The sequence below is a fragment of the Variovorax sp. Soil_C_12 genome (assembly GCF_057657375.1).
In genome coordinates this window covers 94173-118163 of sequence record NZ_JBDGIO010000010.1, presented here as the reverse complement: position 1 = coordinate 118163, position 23991 = coordinate 94173, and the positions used below count along the sequence as shown (strand labels likewise).

Below are 23991 nucleotides of genomic sequence, written 5' to 3'. Positions count from 1 at the left end.
CCGACCCGAGACAGCACCATGATCCTTCGCCCGCCCGCCGACCGCCACCGATCCCCCGCTTCGCGCCACTACGCCATCGTCGGTGCCGGCATGGCCGGCGTGGCCTGCGCCCGCACCCTGGTCCAGGCCGGGCACCGCGTCAGCGTGTTCGAACGCGAGGCCGCGCCCGGCGGCCGCATGGCGAGCGAATCCACGCCCTTCGGCAGCTTCGACAGCGGCGCCCAGTACTTCACCGTGCGCGACGCGCGCTTCGCCCGCGCCCTCGAGACCGCCAACGCCTGCTGCCGGCCCTGGAGCGCCAACCTCGTGCGCGTGCTCGACGCCCACGGCCGCGTGGCCGAGGCCGCCCTGCCCGGCCTCGAGCAGCACTGGGTGGCGCAGCCCGGCATGGACGCCCTGGTCGCGCACTGGGCGGCGCCGCTGGGCGATGCGCTCATCCCCCGCACCCGCGTGACTTCCATCGAGCCGGATGCGCTCGATGCGCAGCGCTGGCAGTTGCGCACCGAGGGCGCCGAGGAGGCGCAGCACGTCTATTCGGGCTTCGATGCCGTCCTGCTGGCCGTGCCGCCCGGAAGCGCGCGCGCCCTGCTCGGTGGCAGCGCGGCAATGGCGATGCTGCGCGAGACGATCGAGGCGGTGCGCATCGCGCCCTGCTGGACCTTGATGATCGCCTTCCCGCAGGCCAGCCAGCCGACCTTGCCGCACCTGGGCCCGCAGTGGAACGCGGCGCGCAGCAACCACCATCGCGTGGCCTGGCTGGCGCGCGAGTCCTCCAAGCCGGGTCGCGAGCGCATCGAGCGCTGGACCCTGCAGGCGAGCCCGACTTGGTCCAAGGAGCACCTGCGCGACGATGCCGCGCGTGTCGAGGCCAAGCTGCTGCGCGCCTTCTCCGAAATCACCGGCATCCGCGCCACGCCTTCGCATGCGCAGGCCCGCTGCTGGCCCGAAGCGCAGACCCAGGTGCCGGTCGGCGCGCCGCATCTGTGGGACGCCAAGGTCCGCGTGGGGGTGGCCGGCGACTGGTGTACCGGGCACCGCGTGGAGGATGCATTCCTGTCGGGCCTCAGCCTGGCGTTGAAGGTGGCCTGATCCGGACGTGCGCGCCATGACTGCCGTCGGCCGCTTTGCGCCCTCACCCACCGGTCCCCTGCATGCCGGCTCGCTGGTCGCGGCGCTCGCGAGCTGGCTCGACGTGCGCGCCCGCGGCCCGCAGGCGCGCTGGCTGGTGCGCATCGAGGATGCCGACACCGAGCGCTGCCTGCCCGGCATGGGCGAGCACATCCTGTCGCAACTGGCCGACTGCGCCCTGCTGCCCGACGCGCGGCCGGTCTGGCAGACGCAGCGCGCTGCGCTCTACGCGCGTGCCCTCGAGCACCTCAAGGCCCTGCAGCTGGCCTACCCCTGCGGCTGCTCGCGCAAGGACATCGACGAGGCGCTCGCGCTGCGCGGCGAGAAGCACCACCGCCACGGCGAGCGCGTGTACCCGGGCACCTGCCGCGACGGCCTGCACGGCAAGCCGCCGCGCGCCTGGCGCTTCGCCGCCGAGCAGTACGAGGCGGCCCGGACGTCGAAGCGGCTCTGCTGGACCGACCGCCGCCTCGGCTGCCAGTACCAGGACGTCGCGCACGAGGTCGGCGACTTCGTGCTCAAGCGGGCGGACGGGCCCTGGGCCTACCAGCTCTGCGTGGTGGTCGACGATGCCGACCAGGGCGTGACCGACGTGGTGCGCGGCGTCGATCTGGCCGACAACACCGCACGCCAGATCCTGCTGCAACGCGCGCTGGGGCTGCCCCAGCCGCGCTACCTGCACACGCCGCTGGTGCTCGGCAGCGATGGCGAAAAACTGTCGAAGCAGAACGGTGCCACACCCATCGACACCGCCACGCCCGCTGCCGCTGTTGCCGCGCTGAATGCCGCCGCGCAGGTGCTGGGCCTGCCTGCAACGAAGGCATCGACCCCTGCCGAAGCCCTGGGCGGATGGGTCGAGGGTTGGCGCGCTCTTTACAATCCGCGCCCGTGATCACCCTGCCCGACAACGACCCCACGCACGATGGAGCCCCGCCCTCCGACGACACCCCGCCGCATCCCCTGCACCGCCGCCTGAAGAGCTTCGTCCGGCGCGCGGGGCGCACCACCGACGGCCAGGCACGCGCCTTTGCCGAGCTGGGCCCCATCTTCCTGCTGCCCTACCGGGCCGAGCCGCTGGACCTCGAGGCCGCCTTCGGCCGCGCCGCGCCCACCGTGCTGGAGATCGGCTTCGGCATGGGCGAGGCCACGGCGTACATCGCCGCGCTGAAGCCGGAGATCAATTTCCTGTGCTGCGAAGTCCACGAGCCCGGCGTCGGCGCGCTGCTCAAGCGCATCGGCGAGCAGCAGCTCTCCAACATCCGCATCTGCGCGCACGACGCCGTCGAGGTGCTCGACCACATGCTGCTGCCCGGCCTGCTCGCCGGGGTGCATGTGTTCTTCCCCGACCCCTGGCACAAGAAGCGGCACAACAAGCGCCGCCTGATCCAGCCGCCCCTGGTGCGCAAGCTGGCCGACCGGCTGGCGCCCGGCGGCTATCTGCACTGCGCGACCGACTGGCAGCCCTATGCCGAGCAGATGCTGGAGGTGCTGTCGCAGGAGCCGCTGCTGCGCAACACGGCCGCTGCCTATGCGCCCAAGCCGGACTACCGGCCGCTCACCAAGTTCGAGAACCGCGGCCTCAAGCTGGGCCACGGGGTGTGGGATCTGGTGTTCGAGCGCGTCTAGTGCGCAAGCCCGCTGTAGACGTTCTCGGACTGCCGTTCGCCCTGCGCCTCCAGCACGTGCTTCTGCGCCGCCATGATCAGCGCCGCGCGATAGGCCGAGCGGCTCGCGATCTTGGTGTGGGCAATGATGGTCTGCCACTCGCGCTCCAGGGTCTGGGGCGAGCGGTCGACGCTGCGGTTCATCAGCGCCTGGCTCACGTCGATCAGCGCAGCGGCCGAGCTCAGGCAGATGTTGATCGCCGACTGCGCGGCGCTGGTCCGGAAACGATTGTCGCCGCCGGTCGAGTCGGAGCGCTGTAGGGCGTCCAGCGGCTGGTGGGTGGTGGGGCCGAGGTACGGCGCACCTTGCATGTCGCTGTCGGCGCGCGCCAGCACCTGCTCGATGGTGGAGAGGGCGCTTTCCAGCAGGGCGATATCGGAGGGCTTTTTCTTCATTTGGTGGCCGGGAGGACATCCGGATCGACCAGGATGTTGCCATCGCAGCCCTCTTTTGCCGCGTGTAAAAAGCCACAGACCAAAAACAAAAGTTAACAATCATTGACGTACGCAGGCCACGGAACTGTGGCCCCACGTGACTTACTACCTTCGTCTAAGGCATCGAAGTTGCTACATTTTTTGATCAATGTAGCGAAAGGTTTCCAATGGATCGGTCACGCAGGCTCTTGTTGGGCAAGGCGGGTGCGGCGCTGCTGCTGGGCGGTGGACTGGCCGGCAGCAGGCTCGCCCAGGCGCAGACCGGCCGAGCCGCAGCCCGCACGGTGATCCTCGGGCAGTCGATTCCGCTGACCGGCGCGGCCAGCGAGATCGGCCTGGCCTTCGCGGCGGGCTGCCGGCTCTATGCGACCCAGTTCAACGATGCCAACGCAGCCAGCGGCCTGCAGCTCAAGCTGGTGCAGCTCGACGACGGCTACGACGCCCAGCGCGCCGCCGCCAATGCGCGCACCCTGCTGGTCAACGACAAGGCCGACATGCTGTTCGGCTTCGTCGGCACCGCCAGCAGCGAGGCTGGCGCCAAGGCCGCGGCCCAGCAGGGCACGGTGCTGTTCGCGCCCTTCGCCGCCGCCGACGGCCTGCGCACGGCCGCCCATCCCAACGTATTCCATGTGCGCCCCAGCATGGCCGACGAGGCCATCAAGATCGTGCGCCAGTGCGCGACCGTGGGGCAGAACCGCATCGCGCTGGTGGGCGACGACGACGCCATGGGCCGCGCCGGCCTGGCCGCCGTGCAGCAGGCCATGACCGATCAGAAGCTCGGCGCGCTGGTGGCCAGCGCGCTGGTGCCGACCTCCGGCGGCAAGCTCGACGCCGCACTGGAGGACGTGCTGAAGACCTCTCCACAGGCCATCGTGCTGGTGTCGCTCTCGGGCACCACCGCCGAAGCCATCCGCAAGCTGCGAAGGAGCGGCTACGGCGGCAGCTTCATGGCCTTCTCGATCGTCGGCATCGACCCGCTCTACGCGACGCTGGGCAAGGACATCCGCGGAATCGTGATCGCGCAGGTGGTGCCCTCGCCGCGCTCTCCGGCCATCCCGATCGTCAAGGAGTACCTCGCGGCCATCGACAGCTCGGATCAGACGGCCTCCTACGAAGGCCTCGAAGGCTTCATCGCCGCCAAGGCCGCCGGCGAGGCGGTGCGCCGCGCGGGGCACGCCTTCACGGCAGCGAGCCTGCAGCGGGTGATGGCGGGCATGACCGACTACGACGTCGGCGGCTTCCGCATCAACCTGCGGCCGGGCCTGCGCGACCCGCAGCGCACCATCGACCTGATCAGCATCACGGCGGACGGGCGGGTGCTGCGCTAGGCGCGGCTCACGCGGCTCACGCGGGACTGCGGGGCTACGGGTTGCCAAGCGCAGTGGGACGCAGGCAACGTCCTACGTGACAGCCCGCCGCCCAGCGCATAGGATTTGGCGATGCCGCGGCACCCCGCCCGCGGCACCCGCCATCCGGGCGCGAAGGACCACACCATGGCCGCACGTTCCATTGCCTCGCTGACGCTGAGTTTCGGGTTGGTCTCCATCCCCGTGCGTCTCTATTCGGCGACCGAGAGCGCCGCCACCGTCAGGTTCAACCTGCTGACCAAGGACGGCTCCCGCGTCAAGCAGCAGTACGTGTCCGAGAAGGACCAGAGCGTGGTGCCGCGATCCGAGATGGTGAAGGGCTACGAGTTCGAGAAGGACCGCTTCGTGCTCTTCGCGCCCGACGAGCTCAAGGCGCTCGAGGAAGGCAGCAGCCACATCGTCGAGATCACGGCCTTCATACCCGAGAGCGCCGTCGATCCCATCTACTACGACAAGGCCTACTTCCTGGCCCCCGACAAGCGCGGCGGCAAGCCTTATGCCCTGCTCTCGGAAGCCATGCGCAAGAGCGGGCGCTGCGCCCTGGCCAAGTGGTCGTGGAAGGCGAAGCAGTACGTCGTGCAGATCCGGCCCGCGGAAGACGGCCTGATCCTGCAGCAGCTCCTCTATGCCGACGAGGTGCGCTCGATGAAGGAGCTCGACATCGAGAAGGTCAGCGTCTCCCAGGCGGAGCTGCAGCTCGCGCTGCAACTGATCGAGCAGATCTCGGAAGACGAATACGACCCGAGCCAGTACCAGGACGAGGAAAAGAAGCGCGTGCTCGCGGCGATCGACGAGAAGATCGCCGGCAAGCACATCGTCGCCTCCGCCCGTGCCGAAGAGACGGGTGGCGGCGGCCAGGTCATCGACCTGATGGATGCGCTCAAGGCCAGCCTCGGCAAGAAGCCGCGCCCCTCCACCGCAGCACCTGCCGCCCCCGGCAAGACCGCAACGAAAGCAGCGCGAGAGAACGTCTCCCCGATGTTCGAGGCCGGCGAAAGAAAGTCGGCCAAGCGGGCTGCCAAGAGCGACGAAGCCGCCGCGACGCCGGCCCGCGCGCGGGCCAGGAAGGGGTGACAAGCCTGGGGGAGCCTGTTCGATGAGCGCCGCCCGGCCGCCCGAAGGCGCTCGCACCGCAGCGCGTAGCGCGGAGGCTACCTGATGAGCGCTGCCGCAGCCGCGTCGCCGTACACCATGCGGCGCGTGCAGCAGATGCTCGGCATGTCGCGCATCGCGATCCAGCGCCTCGTACACGCGGGCTTCGTCACGCCGACGCGCGGCGCACGCAACGAGTTCCGCTTCAGCTTCCAGGACCTGATGCTGCTGCGCACCGCCCAGGGGCTGCAGGAGGCGCAGATCCCGCCGCGCAAGATCCTGCGCTCGCTGCGCCAGTTGCGCGCGACGCTGCCGGGCGAGCTGCCGCTGACGGGCATGCGCATCACGGCCGTGGGTACCGACGTGGCCGTGCGCGATCGCCACAGCACCTGGGAAGCGGGCTCGGGGCAGCTGCTGCTGGACTTCGAGGTCGCGCCGGTCGACGGCAGCGTGGCCTTCCTGGCGCCGGGCCCGGCCCCGACGTCCGGCGACGCCGACGCCGACGCGTGGCAACTGTTGGCCGACGGGGAGGCGCTGGAGAGCACCGACCCGGCCGGCGCCGAAGCGGCCTACCGCGCGGCGATCGCCGCAGCGCCCGACCACGTCGACGCCTACGTCAATCTCGGCGCCCTGCTCTGCGACCTGCAGCGCTACGAGGACGCGGTCCAGCTCCACGAGTACGCACTGCCCCGCTGCCCGCACTCCGCCCTGCTGTTCTTCAACCACGCCATCGCGCTCGAGGAGCTCGGGCGCCTGCGCATCGCTGCGCTGAACTACGAGCGCAGCCTGCAGCTCGACCCGGACTTCGCCGACGCGCACTACAACCTGGGCCGGCTGCAGGAGCTCTTCGGCGATGCCCGCGGCGCGCTGCGACACCTCAATGCGTACCGGCGACTGACCCGTTGAGCGTCCCGGCCAAGCTTAAGTTTCCCCTAAGACTGGGGGCGGACACTGCGTATCGGCAGCCCGTTCTTCTCCTCCCTCCTCCCTCAATCAGGGCTGTCCTTCACCCGCTTCGGCGGGTTTTTTCTTGGCCGCTCGAAAGTGTGCCGGGGCTAGAAGCTTTCCCAGTCGCCGCCGGCAGGCAGGGCCGCCGCAGGCTTGCGCGGTGGCGCGGCGGCGATGCGCTGGACGGGCGGCTTCGCGCGCGCAGCGGCCTGGGGGACCGGCCGGACCGGCACCGGCATCACCGGCGCGAGCGCGGGCGCGGGCGGCGCTTCGTCGTCATCCAGCTTGAAGGTGCCGACCACCTGCGAAAGCTTGCCGGCCTGCTCCTGCATCGACGCGGCCGCCGCGGCCGCCTCTTCGACCAGCGCCGCGTTCTGCTGCGTGACCTGGTCCATCTGCGTGATCGCCTGGTTGATCTGCTCGATGCCCTGGGTCTGCTCGTGGCTCGCCGCGGTGATCTCGCCGACGATGTCGGTCACGCGCTTGATGCTACCCACGATCTCTCCCATGGTCTTGCCGGCTTCGCCGACCAGCGCGCTGCCGGCATCGACCTTTCCGACCGAGTCGTCGATCAGGCCCTTGATCTCCTTGGCTGCTGCGGCCGAGCGCTGGGCCAGGTTGCGCACTTCGGAGGCCACCACCGCGAAGCCGCGGCCCTGCTCGCCGGCACGCGCCGCTTCCACCGCGGCATTGAGCGCCAGGATGTTGGTCTGGAAGGCGATGCCGTCGATCACGCCGATGATGTCGACGATCTTCCTGGACGAGGCATTGATCGAGGCCATCGTGTCCACCACCTGGCTGACCACATTGCCGCCCTTGACCGCCACGTCGGAGGCCGACAGGGCCAGCTGATTGGCCTGCCGCGCGTTGTCGGCGTTCTGCTTGACGGTGGAGGTCAGCTCTTCCATCGAGGCTGCCGTCTGCTCCAGCGCGCTGGCCTGCTCCTCGGTGCGCGAGGACAGGTCCTGGTTGCCCGCGGCGATCTCCCGCGACGCCGTCACGATCGAATCGGTGGACTCCTTGATGCGTGTCACCACGTCGGTCAGCGTGTCCTCCATCTCGCCCATTCCCCGCAGCAGGCGGCCGAACTCGCCGCCGCGCTCGGTTTCGAATTCCTTGCTGAGGTCGCCGGCGGCCACCGTCTCGGCGATGAAGATGGCCTCGTCCAGCGGCCGGACGATGCTGCGCACCAGCCCGACGGTCCAGCCGATGCCCGTTGCCAACGCGAGCACGCCCAGCCCGATCAACAGCCAGCGCGTGCCGTCGATGGACTGCTCCAGCTCGGCAGCCGTGGCCCGGTCCCGCCGGTCTTGCAACTCGGCCAGGGCCGTGAGCTGCTTGTGCATCGCATCCGGCGCCGGGGTGCCCTGCGCCAGCTGCCGGATGCCGCCCTGCAGTGCTTCCTGCTGCGCGGCCTGGGCCCGTTCGTGGATCTCGGCCATGCCGCGCAGACGCACCATGCCCATCGTGATCGTCACTGCCATCAACAGCAGGACGATCCCGAAACCCCACCCGAGGCGGGTCGCGATCTTCATATTCCGCATGCTTGTTCCTCGACGGCCGCCGAATGCGGGGCCTGGTCATGAGGCTTATCGGCAGGCAAGCTGCGGAACTTGAGGGCCTGGATCTAGGTAAAAACCCTAGTCGACGAGGAACTGGCGACCCGTTGGCGCCGCCGCAGCGGTTAACCGTCCAGCGGCACGCCGCCGCCGAAGTGGACGACCCACTGGTCCCAAAGCTCCTGGTTGACGGCTGCGAAGGGCCGCTGCCAGGCGGTCAGCATTTGCAATTGGATCTGCTGCGCCTGCATCAGGCTTTGGATGATGGCGGCCTGCAAGTCGAGAACCGGCTGGAAGCTGCCGTAAGCGCTATTGGGCAGGTCGGCGGCGGAGGCAATGGTCATGACGGAGGGTCTCCATGGAATTTGAATCGAAAGCAGTCGTTTGGCTCACAAGGCCGCGCCGCCTTGCGCCGAGTCGAAACATGAAGCCTAGTGGATGCCTTCCACCGCATCAAGCCGTTTCGACCCGCACGCGCTGCACCTTGCCGCTGGCGCCGCGGCATTCGCGCTCGCCGCTCTTGCAGTGGATGTGCACGCCGTCGGCGCCCAGGCGCAGCAGGTAGGCCGACAGCGCGATGCGCGCGCGCCGCAGGCCGTCGACCGCCGCCTTGCCTTGCAGGCCGGTGCGCAGGAGCAGCTCGCAGGGGCCTTGCTGAACCAGCTGGAAATCGAAGAGGCCCGCATCGTCTTCCAGCACCGTGCTCACCGCCAGCGGGGGCACGTACACGGCGCGCTCGCCCGGTCGGCCGAGGCGCAGCGCGTCGTCGTTGCGGCCTTCCACCTCGATCACGGGCAAGGCCGAGCCGCAGGGGCAAGCCGCGGGGTCCTGCCGTACGCGGTCCCCGAGCTCGTAGCGGATCAGCGGCTGCACATGGTTGGCGAGGTTGGTCAACAGCGAGTTCGCCCCGAACTCGCCTGGCGGGACCGCACGCCCCTGCGCATCCACCGACTCGAGGATCGCCCAGTCGCTGTTGAGATGGAGCCGGCCCTGGCGGCATTCGCTGGCCAGGGTGAGGAATTCCGAGGCGCCGTAGTTGTCGATCACCGGGCAGCCCAGCGCCTGCTGTACGAAGCCGCGCCGCGTCGCCGACAGCGCCTCGCCGCCGGTCCATATCTCCCGCGGCACCGCATGCAGCCGGCCGGCCAGGCGCTCCTCGGCTAGCAGCAGCGCCACGCTGGGATAGGTGGTGACGACGGTGGGCCGCAGGGCGTCGAGCTCGGCCGCCAACGCCGCGGACGATTGCAAAAAGGAGACGCTGCGCAGGCTCATCGAGAGGGCCGGGTTGAGGCGCCGCAGGCGCTCGATCGAGACCGTGCTCGCGAAATGCCCGCCCGTCGCCCCGACGAAGACGATGCGCTCGCCCAGCCCCCAAGGATTCATCAGGCGCTCCAACGAGCGCGCCGCCGGGCGGCGCAGGACCTCCAGTGCGTCGTAGACCGCCATGGCGTGGGCGTCCTGCACGAAGATGCCCGGCTCGCCGCTGCTGCCCGAGCTCTCCCAGACCACGTAGCGGCCAGCGAAGGGATCGGCGATGCGGGAGCGGTCGGCCGTGAAGCGCCGCAGCGCATCGAGGCGCAGCGCCGGGTCGGCGACCCAGTCGTCGAAGGCGTGCATCAGCTCGGCCTTGCGCACGACCGGCAGCTCGTCCAGCCGCGCGTGGGCAGGGTCCAGCCCCTGGAACCGCTGGCGATAGAAGGCAGATCCGCGCACGGCGGCGCGCAAAAGATCGGTCAGCCGCCGCGCCTGCCGCTCGGCCAGCCCCTGCGCGCCGGCATGCGAGGCCGCGGCCGCATCGAGGGCGATGCGGCTCGTCAGCCAGGGATCGAAGGGCGGCAGCATGGGCAAAGCGAAAGGCAGAACCCGCCATAGTGGACGCAGGCGCCCGGCTTGCCAAGGAATATCAGCGCGCCGCGGCGGGCAATCCCGCCGCTGCCGCCGTCAGTCAGCGCGCTTCGCGCCGCGCGAGCAGCACGTTGCCGCCAGTGGTGTTGAAGGAGATGGTCGGTGCGCTGAAGTCGCTCAGCGGCGCGCCCAGCCCGATTTCGCCGCTGCCGTGCAGCACGCATTCGTCGCGCCGCAGCGCGATCTCGCCGCTCGCGCCGGCAGTGCCGTGGAAGCGGACCCAGGTCCCGTAGGTGCTGATGTCGACCAGCACGCAGCTGCCCTGCCGCGCCTCGATGCGCGCGTGCAGGCGCGACACGCGCGGATCGTTGACGACGAACTGCGCCTCGTCCACGCGGCCCAGGTGGATGGGCAGCTCGGCGGCTCGGAACATGGAGCGCACATCGAGCCAGGCGAGCTCGATCTGCCCGAAGGTGGAATCGGCCACGCGCGCGGACACGGGGAGCGAGGCCGGCATGGTGAGGAATTCGGTCACCTCGTCCTGCCAGTCGATGCGGTGCACCACCGGCATCTCGTTCTTGCCGCGGATATTGATCGGGCCGAGGCTGCGATGCCGCACCTCGCCGCCCTGCAACTGGTCGATGACCGATTCGGTGGCCCAGATCTGGCTCGGGCCGGCCAGGTCGCTGAGCCGGGACGCCAGATTGACGGCATCGCCATAGCAGTCGCCGTCGACCTCGACCACATCGCCGCTCGCCACGCCGATCTGCAGTTCCATGCGCAGCGGGGCCGGCCAGGTCTGCAGGCGCTTCTGGTGGTTGCGCTGGAGCTCGAGCACGGCGCGGGTGGCGTTGATGCCGTTGGTAAATATTGCAAACACGCCATCACCGAGCGATTTGACGACACGGCCGCTGTGCGCCTCGCAGACGCCGCCGATCCACTGGATCAGCCGGGTCACGGTTTCCGTGGCCCTGGCATTGCCCATGGCCTCGAAGACCCGCGTGCTCCCCGTCAGGTCGGCGAAAACGACAGTGGGATGACCGGTCATTTGTGCAATTTTTGGTAGCTCGCGCCGAAAGGATTATGGCAAAGCACGGCGCAAACGCTCCGGAGAGGATTCAATCCAATCCATTGCCGCGCCGGGCGAATTGCATTTTCATCCGGAAACAATGTTGGTATGTACGATGAATGTTGTCATTACAACTTATGTATCACTTCTTCGTCCAGTGCATGAAGAAATTTGTGAAGTATGTTGTTTTTGATCATGAAATCTGACGACCACCCTTGTGCGGCGAGATTCTCGGCCTTAACGTTGTAATCCTCTGGGCTCCTGGCAACTGCCTTCGTCACATGGCATTAATCCAAAGTATTCTTCGCGTTCTGTCGTTCCCGGTTCTGGGCTTGCGCCGTTCGTCGGACCGCCAAATGGGACAGATTCGCACTGCCATGCTGGCGCTGTTGCAGAACCATGGCGGCCATGGCGCCCAGCGCGTGGCCCAGCGCGTTCGGTTCGCCGGCGATCTGGAAGCGCTCTGGTACCTGCGTCAGGACGTGCTGACCGCCCTGAGCGCGGTCGATGGCGAGGCCGCCGCCCGGCGCCAGATGCGCCAGATCAACCGCCTGTTCAAGGGTGGCCTGCCCGGCGCGATGGTGCCGCGGCCGCATCACCGCATCACCACCTGAGCGCTCTCAGCTCCCGCAAAAGCCGCTGCCCGTGCAGCGGCTTTTGTTTTTGCGCGCGTGTTCAGTGGGCGTGCGAGTGCGCGCGCCGGTGGCCCCACACCATGAAGACGTCGCGCCCATCGGCTGCGACCTCGACCTGGGCGCCGACGGGCAGCAGCACCTTGGTCGGGACATGGCCGAAGGGAAGGCCCGTGAGCACCGGCGCCTTGATCAGCGTGCGCAGCCGCGCGACCACCGTCTGCAGGTCGAAGCCCCGGTCGTGCGGCACCTTGCGCGCCCCGGTGAATTGGCCAAAGAGCACGGCCTTCTGGCGCGCCAGCACGCCGGCATGGCGCAGCTGGTCGAGCATGCGCTCCACCCGGTAGGGGTGCTCGTTCACGTCTTCCAGGAAGAGCACGCCCTTGTCGATCGCCGGGAAGTACGGCGTGCCCAACAAGCTCGCGAGCACGCAGAGGTTGCCGCCCCACAGCGTGGCGCCATGCAGGCCGCGAAAGCCGGAGAGCGCCTCGGCGTCGCGCTTGGGCACGCGCCATCCGGTGCCTTCGCCCTGGCCGTGCAGCAAGTCGTCGAAGCAGGCTTCCATGATGTCATCGGCGCCGTCCTCGGCGCCGAAGTCCTCGCCCACCGCGGGGCCCTGCCAGCTCACCGCGCCTGTCTTGGCCAGCAGCGCGCTCTGCAGCGCGGTGAAGTCGCTCAGGCCGACGAACTCGGTGCCGCGCTCGATGGCCTTGGCGACCGCCTTGTAGGGAATGGCGTCGAGGATGCGCGTGAGGCCGTAGCCGCCGCGCGAGATCAGCGCCACGTCGGCCCGGCTGGCCGCGGCGCGGGCGATGGCCGCCAGGCGGGTCGCGTCGTCGCCCGCGAAGCGTTGATGCGTGTCCAGCGTGGCCTCGTCGACCTCGACCTCGTGGCCCAGCGCCTGCAGCCGCTTGACGCCGCGCCGGAAGGCGGCCTTGTCGCGCACGGCGCTGGAGGGGGAGTAGATGTAGATGTGCTTCTTCTTCACGGGCCGAAGTATCCCATTGCCTCTCGGGCGATCAGCGAGGCCTGCTCGGGGGTGGGGCCGGAGACCTCCTGGGGAATGGGGCCGAGCGCGCGCAAGGCGGCCTCGTAGCCGCGGTCGGGAAAAGGCACGCGCCAGGCGGCCGCCGCATCTCCGTGGCCATCGGGCGCGGCCAGCGCCAGGCCGAAGCCCTGCGGCGCGGCCTGCGTGAGCAGCGTCGCGAGCTCGGCGGCGCCGGCGCTGTACACCAGCGCGAGCGGGCCCGGCGCCAGCCGCTCCAGCCATTCGAGCAGCAAGGCGCAGTGCCAGTCCCAGCGATGCACCGCCTCGCGCTTGGGCTTGTCGCTGCGGCCGAAGCCGATCAGGTCCGGCGCCAGGACGCGCAGCCCGGGCTCGCGCGCGAGGTGCCGGAAGAAGTAGCTCCACTCGCCCGGCCCGTGCAGGCACAGGCAGGCCCAGCCGGCGTCGGCCGGCCCTTCGTCGATGTAGTGCATGCGCCAGCCCTGCTGGCCGGGCAGGTCGCTGACGTAGTGAGGCGCAAAGGCATAGTCCGCCAGTGCATCGAAGCGCTCGGCAGGCGTGCGCAGCGCATCGTCGCGCAAAGGCTCGGCCGCCTCGCGCGCTGCGCTGCGGCGGCCCTTGAAGAAATCCTGCAGCAGCGCCTGGCACTCGGGCGCGAGCACGCCTCCCTGCACCTGGGTGCGGTGGTTGAGCTGCTGCAGGGCGAACAGGTCGAGCACCGAGCCGGCCGCGCCGGTCTTCGGATCGGCTGCGCCGAACACCACCCGCGCGAGCCGCGCGTGCAGCAAGGCGCCCGCGCACATCGCGCACGGCTCCAGCGTCACGTAGAGCTCGCAGCCGTCGAGCCGGTAGTTGCCCAGCGCCACGCCGGCCGCGCGCAGCGCATTCATCTCGGCATGGGCGCTGGGGTCGCTGGACGCGACCGGCGCGTTGCGCCCGGTGGCGACCAGCCGGCCTTCCTTCACGAGCACGGCGCCGACAGGCACCTCCCCGGCTTCTGCGGCGCGGCCCGCCTCGTCGAGCGCGAGGCGCATCCAATGCTCGTCACTTGGCGTCATCGGGGACCGGGCGCGGCTGCTGCATCGCGGCGTCCAGCGATTGCTGGAACTGCTGCTGGACCTGCCGGGGCTGCGACACCGGCGCACGCCCATCGACAGCCGGTGCGCCGCCGGCCATGCCGCCCATCTGCTTCTTGACGAGCACGCCGACGATCACGAGGGCGAGCACCAGTCCGATCAATCCGAGCGCGCGCATCCTTCAGTTCTCCTGCGCCTGCGCTGCATCGGTCTTCATGCCGAGCCGCTGCATCCAGGCTGCCAGCGCCTGCTCGTCCGGCGTGCCCGTGCTGTAGCGCGCGTACGTCGCGGCATGCGCCTCGCGCCGGTGCTGGTTGAGCTTGAGCTTGCATTGCAGCTGCGTCACCTGCAGCTCGAAGCCGACGATGCCGCCCAGCATCTTGAGCTGGAACTCCTCGCCCAGGTCGCGCCACTGCTGCGCATAGGCCGGCTCGTGCTCGCCGATCAGGCGCTTGAGCAGCGCGTCCTTCTCGACCGGCGTCTCGATCAGGCGGGCCTCGACGGTGCAGTGCACGGCCAGGTAGTTCCAGGTCGGCACGCGCGCCAGGTCCGGGTACACCGAGGGCGACATGTAGGCATGCGGCCCGAGAAAGGTCGCCACCGCCTTGGGCCGCGCCTGCAGGTGGCGCCACTGCGGATTGGGCTTGGCGCAGTGGCCCAGCAGCGCAAAGCCGCCCTCCTCGCCGCGGTCATCCAGCACCAGCGGCAGGTGCGTGACGAAGGGCAGGCCCTCGTCGTCGGTCGAGATCAGGCTGGCGAAGGGATGGGCGCGCATCAGTTCCGCGGCGATGGCGCGGTCCTGGCTGTTGAAATGGGGCGGCATGTACATGGGGCGGACCTCCTCGTGGCGAGCGCCCATTGTCCGCGAGGCGCACTATTTCGCGCCGGCCGCCTTGAGTTTGTCGACCATGGCCGCGTAGCCTCGCTGGCGCGCCAGCCGCAGGGGCGTGTTGCCCTGCCGGTCAGCCAGCTGCAGGTTGGCACCGGCATCGACCAGCGCCGCCAGTGTGCGCTGGTGCCGCGGCCCGCCATCGCCGAGCACGATGGATTCGATCAGCGCGGTCCAGTGCAGGTTGTTGACATGGTCCAGCGGCGCGCCGGCCGCGATCAGGCGCCGCACCACCTCGTCGTGCCCGAGGTGCGCGGCGGCGATCAGCGCGGTGCCGTCGTAGCGGCTGGTGGTCTGGCGCGGGCTGGCGCCCAGCGACAGCAGCAGCGAGAGCGTGGCCGGGTCGTCGGCCACGGCGGCGATGGTGATCGCGTCGTAGCGGTCGTTCTCCAGCACGTCGAGCTTCGCGCCGGCCTGCGCGAGCTGGCGGATCGCCTCGCGCTGGCGCGCGTGCGTCGCCACGTGCAAGGCCGTGCGGCCGCGGCCGTCGCGCGCCTCCAGGTCGGCCCCGGCCGCGACCAAGGCCTTGAGGCGCGCCAGGTCGCCGCGCCACGCGGCCTGGTGCAGGCCCTCGTAGGCGAGCACGTCCGCTGCCGAGGGAGGGACCTGTGCCGCGACCGGCGCTGCGGCGCCGATCGCGAGCGCAGCCAAGGCGGCAAGGCACCAGCGATGCACGGCCTTCATCGCATTCAACCGAGCTGCGCCTTGACCTTCTCGATGCCCGCGTTGGCGCATTGCTCGTCGAGGTGCCCGCCCGGCGCACCGCCGACGCCGACCGCGCCGATGACCTCGTTGCCGACCTTGACCGGCACGCCGCCGCCGAGCAGCAGGAAGCCCGGGATGTTCACCAGGTTGGCCGCGCCCGGGTTCTTCTGCGCGTTCTCCATCATCGCCAGCGTGGGCGCCTTGGCCGAGGCCGAGGTCCAGGCCTTGCGCTCGCTGGCCGCGAGGGTGTGCGAGCCCGCGGTATCGGCGCGCTGCACCGCGCGCACGACGCCGGCGCGGTCGACCACGGTCGCCGCGACCGCGTAGCCGTTGGCCGCGCAGGCTGCCACGGTGGCCGTGGCGATCTGGTTCGCGAGCTCCAGCGAGAGGTTGCGCTCGGTGCGCACGGCCGGGGCGCTGGCCGGGGCTTGCTGGGCCTGCACGCTCAGCGCACTGAAAGCGAGCGAGAGAGCGAGCGCGCCGAGGCGAAGGGACGAATGCATGAAGAGTTCTCCGAAGGTGGTTGGGTGTGATGCGCCGGCGCCTTGCCGGCCGCACCGCCACTGTAGGAATCGCGCCCCGCCGCCGCCATTCGTACGGCTACGCCCGGCCTCCGTAGAACTACGGAGCGTCGCCGGCCAGCGTGGCGTAACGGCGGATCAGCTGCGCCAGCGATTCGCAGCCCAGCTTGGCGAACAGGTTGGCGCGGTGGGTCTCGACCGTGCGCGGCGACAGCGCCAGCGTGCGCGCGATCTCCTTGTTGGTCAGCCCCTCGACGATGAAGCGCAGCACCTCGCGCTCGCGCTCGGAGAGCTGCGCGTGCCGCTCGCGCGCCGCCTGGTCGGCCTGGGCCCGCTCGCGCGAGCGCACATGCTGGCGCACCGCCTGCTGCAGGGCTTCGAGCAGTTGCTCGTCGTCGACCGGCTTCTCGAGAAACTCCGCCGCGCCGGCCTTGAAGGCACGCCGGCACATCTCCACCGTGCCGTGGCCGGTCAGCATGATCACCGGCTGGTCCACGCCCTGCGCGACCAGCGTGTCGAGCACCGCCAGCCCGCTGATGCCGGGCATGCGCACGTCGAGCACGATGGCGCCGATGCCGCTGCGGTCGAAGCCGGCGATGAAGGCCTGCGGGTCCGACCAGCTCTCGGTGCGCAGGCCCACCGTGCCGATGAGCAGGGCCAGGCTTTCGCGCACCGCCTGGTCGTCGTCGATCAGGTGGACCAGCGGCGACTGCGGCTCATTCGTCATGTCTGGCCTTCCTGCATCGCCAGCGGCAGCCGCAGCGTGAAGCGTGCGCCGCTCGGCAGCTCCGGCTCGGCGGCCAGCGTGCCGCCCATCGCGCCGGCGAGCGTCTCGCACAGGCTCAGTCCCAGGCCCAGCCCGCCTTCGCGCGTGCTGAAGAAGGGCTCGAAGATGCGCGCCAGCAGCTCGGGCGCGATGCCACGGCCGTTGTCGCTCACGCGCAGCACGCCCTGAGCGCCCTGGCGCTCGACCGCGAGCCGCAGCTGCCGCTCGCCGGCCGGCAGCTCGTCGAGCGCCTGCAGCGCGTTCATCAGCAGGTTGTGGACGATCTGCTCCAGCGCCACCGGTTCGGCCTGCACGCTGACCGGCGCCTGCTGCGCGCCTTCGAGCACCGGCGCGATCGCGCGTTTGTCGAACTCCGGCGCCAGCAGGTGCAGGGCGCTGCGCACCGCTTCCTGCAGCGGCACCGGCCTGGCGGCGCCGGCCTGGCCGGGACGCTCGATCACGCGGCGCAGGCGACCCACGACGTCGGCCGCACGGCGCGCCTGCTCGGCCGCCTGCTGCATCGCACCGCGCGCGGTTGCGAGCTCGGGCGGGTCCTCGTCGAGCAGCCGGCGTGCCGCCTGCGTGTTGGCCAGCACCGCCGTCAACGGCTGGTTGAGCTCGTGCGCCATCCCGGCCGCGAGCTCGCCCAGTGCATTGAGCCGGGCGACCTGGCCCAGCCGAAGCAGCTCCTCCGCGCGCCGGCGCTCGACGCGCTGGCGCTGCAGCGCGCGGGCGCCCCAAAGCACCGCGCCCATGGCGCCGGCCCATGCCAGCATCCAGGGCCAGGGCAGCTCACCCCAGGACACGTGGCGCTCGGCCACCAGGTCGAAAGGCTGGCTGTCCGAGGCCAGCGCCTTGCGGAAGGAAAAGGGCCAGCCCTGCGGCGTCGCCGGACGCCCGGGCTGCACCACGAACTGCTGCCCCGCGCGCTCCAGCACCACGCGCACCGGGCTGGTCTTGGGGTCCATCGGCCAGTCGCGCGAAGGCACGGTGCCGGCAAGGTCGATGTCCAGCGCATAGCTGGCGGGCGTGGCGCCGATCACCAGCCGATAGCGGCCCTTCGCCAGGTCCTGGCTCGCAAGCTCCGGGCGCCGGAGCTCGCGCGACTTCGCCTCCGCAGCGGCGAGCGCGGGATCGGACCAGGCCGCGCCGCCCTCGCGCCGCTCGACGCCGAGGATCGAGGGATAGACCGCCGACAGCCGCTGCTCCGGCCGCTCGGCATCGGGCGCCGGCGCCAGCAGCGCCAGCGTGGCCAGTACCGCGTCGTACTGCACCGCCTGCTGGCTCATGAGCCGGTGCGCGATGCGGCCGTTGACCTCGAAGTCCTCGTGCAGCTGCGCCAGCTCGGCGCGCGCGATCCAGGCCGCGCCGGCGCCGGCGAGCAGCAGCCCTGCGAGCCACCAGCCAGCCTGCGTGCGCCACCATTGCCTCATGGCGCGGATTGTGCCCGTGCCGGCTCCGATGCCCGACGCAAGCGGGGGTGTATTGGCCAGGCACGCGACAATGGGGCCGATGAGCGTTCGCAGCAGATCCTTCCGCCTCGCCCTCGCCCTTCTTCTCCTCTCCCTCCTCAGCGCCTGCGCCACCCGCCTGTCATCCGGCGGGCTCGACCCGGTGTCGCTGGCGCGCATCGAGTCGCTGATCGCGCGCATGACGGTGGAAGAGAAGGTGGGCCAGCTGAGCCTCTATGCCCCCGCTGCCGTCGACACGGTGGCCAACCCGCAGGGCGCGCGCCAGAGCGAGGAGGAGCAGCTGGCGCAGATCCGCGCCGGCCGCGTGACCGGCCTCTTCAACAACGAAGGCCTCGAAGGCAAGCGCCGCGCCCAGCAGGCGGCGGTGAAGGAGTCGCGCCTGGGCATCCCGCTCATCTTCGGCGCCGACATCATCCACGGCTTTCGCACCGTGTTCCCGGTGCCGCTGGCCGAGGCCGCGAGCTGGGAGCCGGCGCTGGCCGAGCGCACCGCGCATGCCTCCGCGGTAGAGGCCACGGCCGACGGCTTCCGCTGGACCTTTGCACCGATGGTGGACATCGCGCGCGATGCGCGCTGGGGCCGGGGCATCGAGGGCGCGGGCGAGGACGTCTTCCTGGGCCGGCAGTTCGCGGCCGCGCGCGTGCGCGGCTTCCAGGGCCCGGAGCTCGGCCGTGCCGACGCGATGCTGGCCACGCCCAAGCACTTCGCCGGCTACGGCGCGGCCGAGGGCGGGCTGGACTACAACGCGGTCGATCTCTCGGAGCGCACGCTGCGCGAGGTCTACCTGCCGCCCTTTCGCGCCGCCATCGATGCCGGCGCGCTGTCGATCATGAGCGCCTTCAACGAGATCGGCGGCATCCCTTCCAACGCCAACCGCGCGCTGCTGACCGGCGTGCTGCGCGAGGAGTGGGGCTTCCAGGGCTTCGTGGTCTCGGACTACACCGCCGACGAGGAGCTGATCGCGCACGGCTTCGCGGCCGACGGGCGCGAGGCAGCCAAGCACGCCTTCATGGCCGGCACCGACGTCAGCATGCAGAGCGGGCTGTACATGAAGTACCTGCCCGGCCTGATCGACGCGGGCGAGGTGCCGATGTCGCGGCTCGACGACGCGGTGCGGCGCGTGCTGCGGATCAAGCAGCGGCTCGGCCTCTTCGACCATCCCTTCCGCGGCCTCGAGGACACGCCGGGCCCGCGCTTCGACACCGCCGCGCACCAGGTGCTCGCGCGCGAAGCGGCGGGCCGCTCGATCGTCATGCTGCGCAACGAGAACGACGTGCTGCCCTTGCCGAAGTCGGGCAAGCGCATCGCGCTGATCGGCCCCTTCGCCGGCGCCGAGGACCTGTTCGGCCCCTGGCGCATCTTCCCCGGCCAGCAGCCGCCCACCGGCATCGAGCAGGCGATCCGGCAGTCGCTCGCCTCGCCCGATCTGCTGACGGTGGTGCGCGGCGCCAACGTGGAGACGCCGATCCCCGGCGGCATCGCGGCAGCGGTGGCAGCCGCGCGCGAGGCCGACGTGGTGCTGCTGTCCGTCGGCGAGAACGAGCAGATGTCCGGCGAAGCCCGCTCACGCAGCGACATCGAGATTCCGGAAGCGCAGCAGGCGCTGGCCGAGGCCGTCGCCGCCACGGGCAAGCCGGTGGTGGTGCTGCTGCGCAACGGCCGCGCGCTGGCCCTGCGCGGCGCGGTGCGCGATGCGCGCGCCATCCTGGTCACCTGGTTCCTCGGCTCGCAGACCGGGCCCGCCATCGCCGACGTGCTGTTCGGCGATATCAATCCCTCGGGCCGGCTGCCGGTGAGCTTTCCGCAGACGCCCGGCCAGGTGCCCTACTACTACGCCCACAAGCGCACCGGCCGGCCGCAGCTGGCCGACGCGCCGGCCACCTTCTACAAGGCGCGCTACCTGGACGCGAGCAACGATCCCGCCTTCGCCTTCGGCCAGGGCCTGGGCTATGCGCGGGTGCGCTACGACGCGCTCGAGATCAGCCCCGCGCGCCTGGATTGGAACGGCACGACCACCGTGCGCGCGCGCATCACCAACACCGGCCAGCGCGATGCCGAAGAGGTGGCGCAGCTCTACATCGGCAACCGCGCGGCCAGCATCACGCGGCCGGTGCGCGAGCTCAAGGGCTTCCGCAAGCTGCGCATCCCCGCGGGCCAGTCGGCCACGGTCGAGTTCACGCTCACGCGGGCCGACCTGATGTTCATCGGGCAGTCCATGACGCCGACCGTGGAACCGGGCCAGTTCGACCTGTGGGTCGGGCCCTCGGCGACGGGCGGGCTGCGCACGAGCATGACGCTGGTGCCGGACTGACCCGCACTCGGCAAGGTCCTGAGGCGGGCTCAAGCTCCCTCCCTCTCCGGGGGAGGGCAGGGGTAGCGGCACCGAGCCTCCGAAGCGCGCACAACGCTTCGGCCTCCAGTCGCCTCCCCGAGAATGGGGCGCATCGAGAAGCCCCACCATGCAAGACTCGCTGTTCGACGATCCGGAAGAAGCCGGCCCACCGCCACCCGCACCCGCACCCGCGCCAAGGAAGCGCGCAACCGCCGGCGGTCCCAAGGTCCGGCCGGCCGCACCCGACCCGGCGCAGCAGAGCCTGGCGCAGGCCCTTCCGCCCCAACTGCGCCTGGGCACCTCCTCCTGGTTTTTCCCCGGCTGGTCCGGCCTGGTCTGGGACGGCGACTACGAGCAGTCGGTGCTCTCCAAACACGGCCTGGCCGCCTATGCGCAGCATCCCCTCTTCCGCACCGTCAGCCTGGACCGCAGCTTCTACCGCCCCCTCTCGGCCAGCCAGTACGCCGCCTATGCCGCGGTGGTGCCGGAGGACTTCCGCTTCATCGTGAAGGCGCCCGGCCTGGTCGCCGATGCGCTGGTGCGCGACGAGGAGGGCCGCGGCATGCAGCCCAACCCGGCCTTTCTCGATCCCGCCCTTGCGGTGCAGGAGTTCGTGCAGCCGGCATTGGACGGCCTGGGCGCGAAGCTCGGCGTGCTGGTGTTCCAGCTGAGCCCGATGCCCGCGCCGATGTGGGCCGACCTGCCGGCCCTGCTGCAGCGCCTGCGCCGCATGCTGGAGGCGCTGCCTGCCCTTCGCCCTGCCGCGCCGGACGGGGTGATCGCGGTCGAGCTGCGCAATCCCGAGCTGCTGACGCCGGCCCTCGCCGAGCTGCTGCGCGACTGCGGCGCCACCTACTGCCTGGGCCTGCATCCCAAGATGCCGCCGATTGCCGCGCAGCTGCCGCTGCTGCGCGCGCTGTGGCCGGGCCCGCTGGTGTGCCGCTGGAACCTGAACCGCCTGCACGGCGCCTACGGCTACGAGGAAGCGAAGAAGCTCTACGAGCCCTTCGACAGGATCGCCGATCCCGACCTCGAGACCCGCGAGGCCCTGGCCCGCGTGATCGCCGGCACCACCGGCGCCGGCCACGCGGCCTATGTGGCGATCAACAACAAGGCCGAGGGCTCGGCACCGCTGTCGGTGCTGGCGCTGGCGCAGGCGCTCGCGGCGCGATAGCGCGCCTGCCCCGGATCCGCCCTCGCGGCCGGCCATCTGGTTTATTGACCGGCCGGGGCAAAGGTTCTTCACTAAGGGCTGTGCAGAAATCGCCCCACCCACCTCCCGGTCAGCAGCCTGCGCCGGCCCGGCAGCAGATCCGCTTCGCGCGCGGCCACGACGGCGTGCGGCTGGCCTATGCCTTCTCCGGCCAGGGCCCCCTGCTGATCAAGGCCGCCACCTGGCTCTCGCACCTCGAGTTCGACTGGGAAAGCCCGGTGTGGCGCCACCTGCTCGACGGGCTGTCCGCCAATGCCACCTTCGTGCGCTACGACGAACGCGGCTGCGGCCTGTCGGACTGGGAGGTCGAGGACCTCGGCTTCGACAGCTGGCTGCGCGACCTCGAGACGCTGGTCGACGCGCTGGGCGCCGAGCGCTTCGGCCTGCTCGGCATCTCGCAGGGCGCCTCCATCGCCATCGCCTATGCGGCCCGGCATCCCGAGCGGGTGAGCCACCTGGTGCTGCATGGCGGCTACGCGCGCGGTCGCCTGGTGCGCAATCCCACGCCCGAGCAGCGCGAGGAGGCCGAGATGATGCGCAAGCTGGCCGAGCTGGGCTGGGGCAAGCAGGACACCGCTTTCCGCCAGTTCTTCACCAGCCAGTTCATCCCCGGCGGCACGCCGCAGCAGCATCGCTGGTTCAACGAGCTGGAGCGCATCTCCACCTCGCCGGCCAACGCGGCGCGCTTCATGCGCGAGTTCGACAACATCGACGTCGTCGCCCGTCTGGCCGACGTGCGCTGCCCCACGCTGGTGCTGCACAGCACGCGCGACGTCCGCGTGCCCTTCGCCGAGGGGCGGCTGATCGCGAGCGCGATTCCCGGCGCGCGCTTCGTGCCGATCGACAGCGGCAACCACCTCGTCCTGGAGCACGAGCCCGGCTGGCCCCATTGGCTGGCCGAGGTGCGCAGCTTCCTGGCCGAGGCGGCGCCTGCGCGCGCCGCGGTGTTCGAAACGCTGACGGTGCGCGAGCGCGAGCTGCTCGAGCTGCTGGCCCAGGGCCGCGACAACGCCCAGATCGCGGCCACGCTGGGCCTGTCGGAGAAGACCGTGCGCAATCGACTGACCAGCGTGTTCGCCAAGCTGGAAGTCGACAGCCGCGGCCGCGCGATCGTGCTGGCACGCGACTCGGGCTTCGGCAAGCTGACCGCCTGAGCGCCCAGCGGCCGGCTGCGTGCGCGTGGCGCAAATCTTCAAGACCGCGCGGGCGGCGCTGCCTATCCTCGGCCTGACTCCTCCCATCGCATCGACCGGATTTCGCCATGACCACCAGGCTCCTGCACCTCGCCGCCGTCACCCTTCTTGCCACGCTCGCGCTGCAAACGCCGCCGGCAGAGGCCATCGACTCGGCCTCCCTGCCCTCCTCGATCCGCCTCGCCAACGCACGGGCGCTGATCGAGGCCAAGGACTGGAAGGGCGCCATCGCCGAGCTGCAGGGCGTGAATGCCCCCAACGACCCCGACTGGAACAACCTGATGGGCTTCAGCCATCGCAAGGCGAAGAAGCCCGACTACGCGGCGGCCGAGCGCTTCTACGATGCCGCCCTGCGCATCGAGCCCAGCCACCGTGGCGCCCTCTCGTACTCCGGCGAGCTCTACCTGATGCAGGACAATCTGGCGAAGGCCGAGCAGCGCCTCACCACGCTGAAGCTGGTGTGCAACAACGCCTGCCTCGAGCAGGACCGGCTGGCCCAGGCGATCGCGCGCTACAAGGCCGCCGGCAACAAGTACGTGCCGGAGCCCGAGGAGCCTGCGCAAACCAGCGCGCGCGCTGCACAATGAGCGGATGAACCTCGCCCAACGTCTCCTCGCCTGCGCGGCGCTGGCCGCGACTTTCCTCCACCCGGCCATCGCCGCGGACAACGAGTCCACGCCGCCCGCGCTCAAGCTGGCAGCGGCCCGCTCGCAGATCGAGGCCAAGAACTGGTCGCGCGCGATCACCGAGCTCAAGCGGGTCAACGACCCGGGCAACGCCGACTGGAACAACCTGATGGGCTACAGCCTGCGCAAGAGCAAGACGCCCGACTACGCATCGGCCGAGCGCTTCTACGACACGGCGCTGCGCATCGATCCCAACCACCGCGGCGCGCTGGAGTACTCCGGCGAGCTCTATCTCATCCTGGACGACCTGCCCAAGGCCGAGGAGCGCCGCGAGCGGCTGACGCGCCTGTGCGCCCCGCCCTGCGAGGAGCTGGAGGACCTGTCGAAGGCCATCGACAAGTACAAGGCGGACAAGGCGGCCGGCATCAAATACGTGCCCGAGGAGTAGCGCCC

Annotated in this window: 25 protein-coding genes; 12 read left to right on the top strand and 13 right to left on the bottom strand. The window is 70.6% G+C overall.

Annotated elements, in window-relative coordinates:
* The first annotated feature begins 18 nt into the window (after positions 1-18).
* Genes AC3A6X_RS24600 through trmB form a run of 3 tightly spaced genes read left to right on the top strand, consistent with a single transcriptional unit; the run spans position 19 to position 2754 of the window.
* A complete protein-coding gene (locus AC3A6X_RS24600) occupies positions 19-1089 on the top strand; it encodes an NAD(P)/FAD-dependent oxidoreductase (RefSeq protein ID WP_487844650.1) in 1071 nt (356 codons plus the stop codon).
* A 16-nt stretch (positions 1090-1105) separates the two neighbouring features.
* Complete coding sequence (gene gluQRS / locus AC3A6X_RS24595) at positions 1106-2020, top strand: tRNA glutamyl-Q(34) synthetase GluQRS (RefSeq protein ID WP_487844649.1); 915 nt, start codon at positions 1106-1108, stop codon at positions 2018-2020.
* Positions 2020-2754: a tRNA (guanosine(46)-N7)-methyltransferase TrmB gene (trmB, locus tag AC3A6X_RS24590; protein WP_487844729.1), complete on the top strand. Its 735-nt coding sequence runs from the start codon at positions 2020-2022 to the stop codon at positions 2752-2754. The genes gluQRS and trmB overlap by 1 nt, the downstream gene beginning before the upstream one ends.
* Here the strand turns inward: trmB and AC3A6X_RS24585 are convergent.
* Positions 2751-3188, bottom strand: coding sequence for a hypothetical protein (locus AC3A6X_RS24585; protein WP_487844648.1), 438 nt, complete (start codon positions 3186-3188; stop codon positions 2751-2753). The two genes, trmB and AC3A6X_RS24585, sit on opposite strands and share 4 nt — an antisense overlap.
* 206 nt (positions 3189-3394) lie before the next feature.
* On the opposite strand from AC3A6X_RS24585, the gene AC3A6X_RS24580 reads away from it, so the two are divergent.
* The 3 genes from AC3A6X_RS24580 to AC3A6X_RS24570 all read left to right on the top strand — a co-directional run bounded on the left by AC3A6X_RS24580 (position 3395) and on the right by AC3A6X_RS24570 (position 6592).
* The gene (locus AC3A6X_RS24580; RefSeq protein WP_487844647.1) at positions 3395-4555 is read left to right on the top strand and encodes an ABC transporter substrate-binding protein; all 1161 of its coding nucleotides are present in this window, start codon (positions 3395-3397) and stop codon (positions 4553-4555) included.
* A gap of 165 nt (positions 4556-4720) precedes the next feature.
* Positions 4721-5668 (top strand): non-homologous end joining protein Ku, encoded by a 948-nt coding sequence (gene ku, locus AC3A6X_RS24575; protein ID WP_487844728.1) that lies wholly within the window; start codon positions 4721-4723, stop codon positions 5666-5668.
* A gap of 84 nt (positions 5669-5752) precedes the next feature.
* Positions 5753-6592, top strand: a complete 840-nt coding sequence (locus AC3A6X_RS24570; protein WP_487844646.1) for a tetratricopeptide repeat protein — start codon at positions 5753-5755, stop codon at positions 6590-6592.
* A gap of 149 nt (positions 6593-6741) precedes the next feature.
* On the opposite strand, the gene AC3A6X_RS24565 is transcribed toward AC3A6X_RS24570, so the two are convergent.
* From AC3A6X_RS24565 to AC3A6X_RS24550, 4 genes are all read right to left on the bottom strand, one after another.
* Positions 6742-8178, bottom strand: a complete 1437-nt coding sequence (locus AC3A6X_RS24565) for a methyl-accepting chemotaxis protein (protein WP_487844645.1) — start codon at positions 8176-8178, stop codon at positions 6742-6744.
* A gap of 140 nt (positions 8179-8318) precedes the next feature.
* Positions 8319-8537, bottom strand: coding sequence for a hypothetical protein (locus AC3A6X_RS24560; protein ID WP_106558787.1), 219 nt, complete (start codon positions 8535-8537; stop codon positions 8319-8321).
* Between the two features lie 109 nt (positions 8538-8646).
* On the bottom strand, positions 8647-10035 hold the full coding sequence (locus AC3A6X_RS24555) for a phenylacetate--CoA ligase family protein (RefSeq protein WP_487844644.1): 1389 nt from the start codon (positions 10033-10035) through the stop codon (positions 8647-8649).
* 103 nt (positions 10036-10138) lie between these two features.
* A complete protein-coding gene (locus AC3A6X_RS24550) occupies positions 10139-11086 on the bottom strand; it encodes an adenylate/guanylate cyclase domain-containing protein (protein ID WP_487844643.1) in 948 nt (315 codons plus the stop codon).
* A 377-nt stretch (positions 11087-11463) separates the two neighbouring features.
* Between AC3A6X_RS24550 and AC3A6X_RS24545 the strand changes: the two genes are divergently transcribed.
* Entirely contained in the window at positions 11464-11721 is a 258-nt protein-coding gene (locus tag AC3A6X_RS24545) for a hypothetical protein (protein ID WP_487844642.1), read from the top strand.
* Between the two features lie 61 nt (positions 11722-11782).
* Here AC3A6X_RS24545 and AC3A6X_RS24540 read toward each other — a convergent pair whose 3' ends face one another.
* The 8 genes from AC3A6X_RS24540 to AC3A6X_RS24505 form a co-directional block, all read right to left on the bottom strand.
* Positions 11783-12727, bottom strand: a complete 945-nt coding sequence (locus AC3A6X_RS24540; protein ID WP_487844641.1) for an LD-carboxypeptidase — start codon at positions 12725-12727, stop codon at positions 11783-11785.
* Positions 12724-13779, bottom strand: coding sequence for a tRNA adenosine(34) deaminase TadA (gene tadA / locus AC3A6X_RS24535; protein WP_487844640.1), 1056 nt, complete (start codon positions 13777-13779; stop codon positions 12724-12726). The genes AC3A6X_RS24540 and tadA overlap by 4 nt, the downstream gene beginning before the upstream one ends.
* A gap of 10 nt (positions 13780-13789) precedes the next feature.
* Positions 13790-13999, bottom strand: coding sequence for a hypothetical protein (locus AC3A6X_RS24530; protein WP_487844639.1), 210 nt, complete (start codon positions 13997-13999; stop codon positions 13790-13792).
* A 3-nt stretch (positions 14000-14002) separates the two neighbouring features.
* Positions 14003-14650, bottom strand: a complete 648-nt coding sequence (locus AC3A6X_RS24525; RefSeq protein ID WP_487844638.1) for an FMN-binding negative transcriptional regulator — start codon at positions 14648-14650, stop codon at positions 14003-14005.
* Positions 14651-14695: 45 nt separating this feature from the next.
* Positions 14696-15394, bottom strand: coding sequence for an ankyrin repeat domain-containing protein (locus AC3A6X_RS24520; protein WP_487844727.1), 699 nt, complete (start codon positions 15392-15394; stop codon positions 14696-14698).
* Positions 15395-15399: 5 nt separating this feature from the next.
* Positions 15400-15918 (bottom strand): GlcG/HbpS family heme-binding protein, encoded by a 519-nt coding sequence (locus AC3A6X_RS24515; protein ID WP_487844637.1) that lies wholly within the window; start codon positions 15916-15918, stop codon positions 15400-15402.
* A gap of 118 nt (positions 15919-16036) precedes the next feature.
* The gene (locus AC3A6X_RS24510; protein WP_487844636.1) at positions 16037-16663 is read right to left on the bottom strand and encodes a response regulator transcription factor; all 627 of its coding nucleotides are present in this window, start codon (positions 16661-16663) and stop codon (positions 16037-16039) included.
* Positions 16660-18135, bottom strand: a complete 1476-nt coding sequence (locus AC3A6X_RS24505; RefSeq protein ID WP_487844635.1) for a sensor histidine kinase — start codon at positions 18133-18135, stop codon at positions 16660-16662. The genes AC3A6X_RS24510 and AC3A6X_RS24505 overlap by 4 nt, the downstream gene beginning before the upstream one ends.
* Positions 18136-18214: 79 nt before the next feature.
* Between AC3A6X_RS24505 and AC3A6X_RS24500 the strand changes: the two genes are divergently transcribed.
* From AC3A6X_RS24500 to AC3A6X_RS24480, 5 genes are all read left to right on the top strand, one after another.
* A complete protein-coding gene (locus AC3A6X_RS24500; protein ID WP_487844634.1) occupies positions 18215-20485 on the top strand; it encodes a glycoside hydrolase family 3 N-terminal domain-containing protein in 2271 nt (756 codons plus the stop codon).
* Between the two features lie 148 nt (positions 20486-20633).
* On the top strand, positions 20634-21680 hold the full coding sequence (locus AC3A6X_RS24495; protein WP_487844633.1) for a DUF72 domain-containing protein: 1047 nt from the start codon (positions 20634-20636) through the stop codon (positions 21678-21680).
* An 80-nt stretch (positions 21681-21760) separates the two neighbouring features.
* Positions 21761-22873, top strand: a complete 1113-nt coding sequence (locus AC3A6X_RS24490; protein WP_487844632.1) for an alpha/beta fold hydrolase — start codon at positions 21761-21763, stop codon at positions 22871-22873.
* Positions 22874-22980: 107 nt separating this feature from the next.
* On the top strand, positions 22981-23499 hold the full coding sequence (locus tag AC3A6X_RS24485; RefSeq protein ID WP_487844631.1) for a tetratricopeptide repeat protein: 519 nt from the start codon (positions 22981-22983) through the stop codon (positions 23497-23499).
* A 4-nt stretch (positions 23500-23503) separates the two neighbouring features.
* Positions 23504-23986, top strand: a complete 483-nt coding sequence (locus AC3A6X_RS24480) for a tetratricopeptide repeat protein (RefSeq protein ID WP_487844630.1) — start codon at positions 23504-23506, stop codon at positions 23984-23986.
* The last annotated feature ends 5 nt before the right edge of the window (positions 23987-23991 follow it).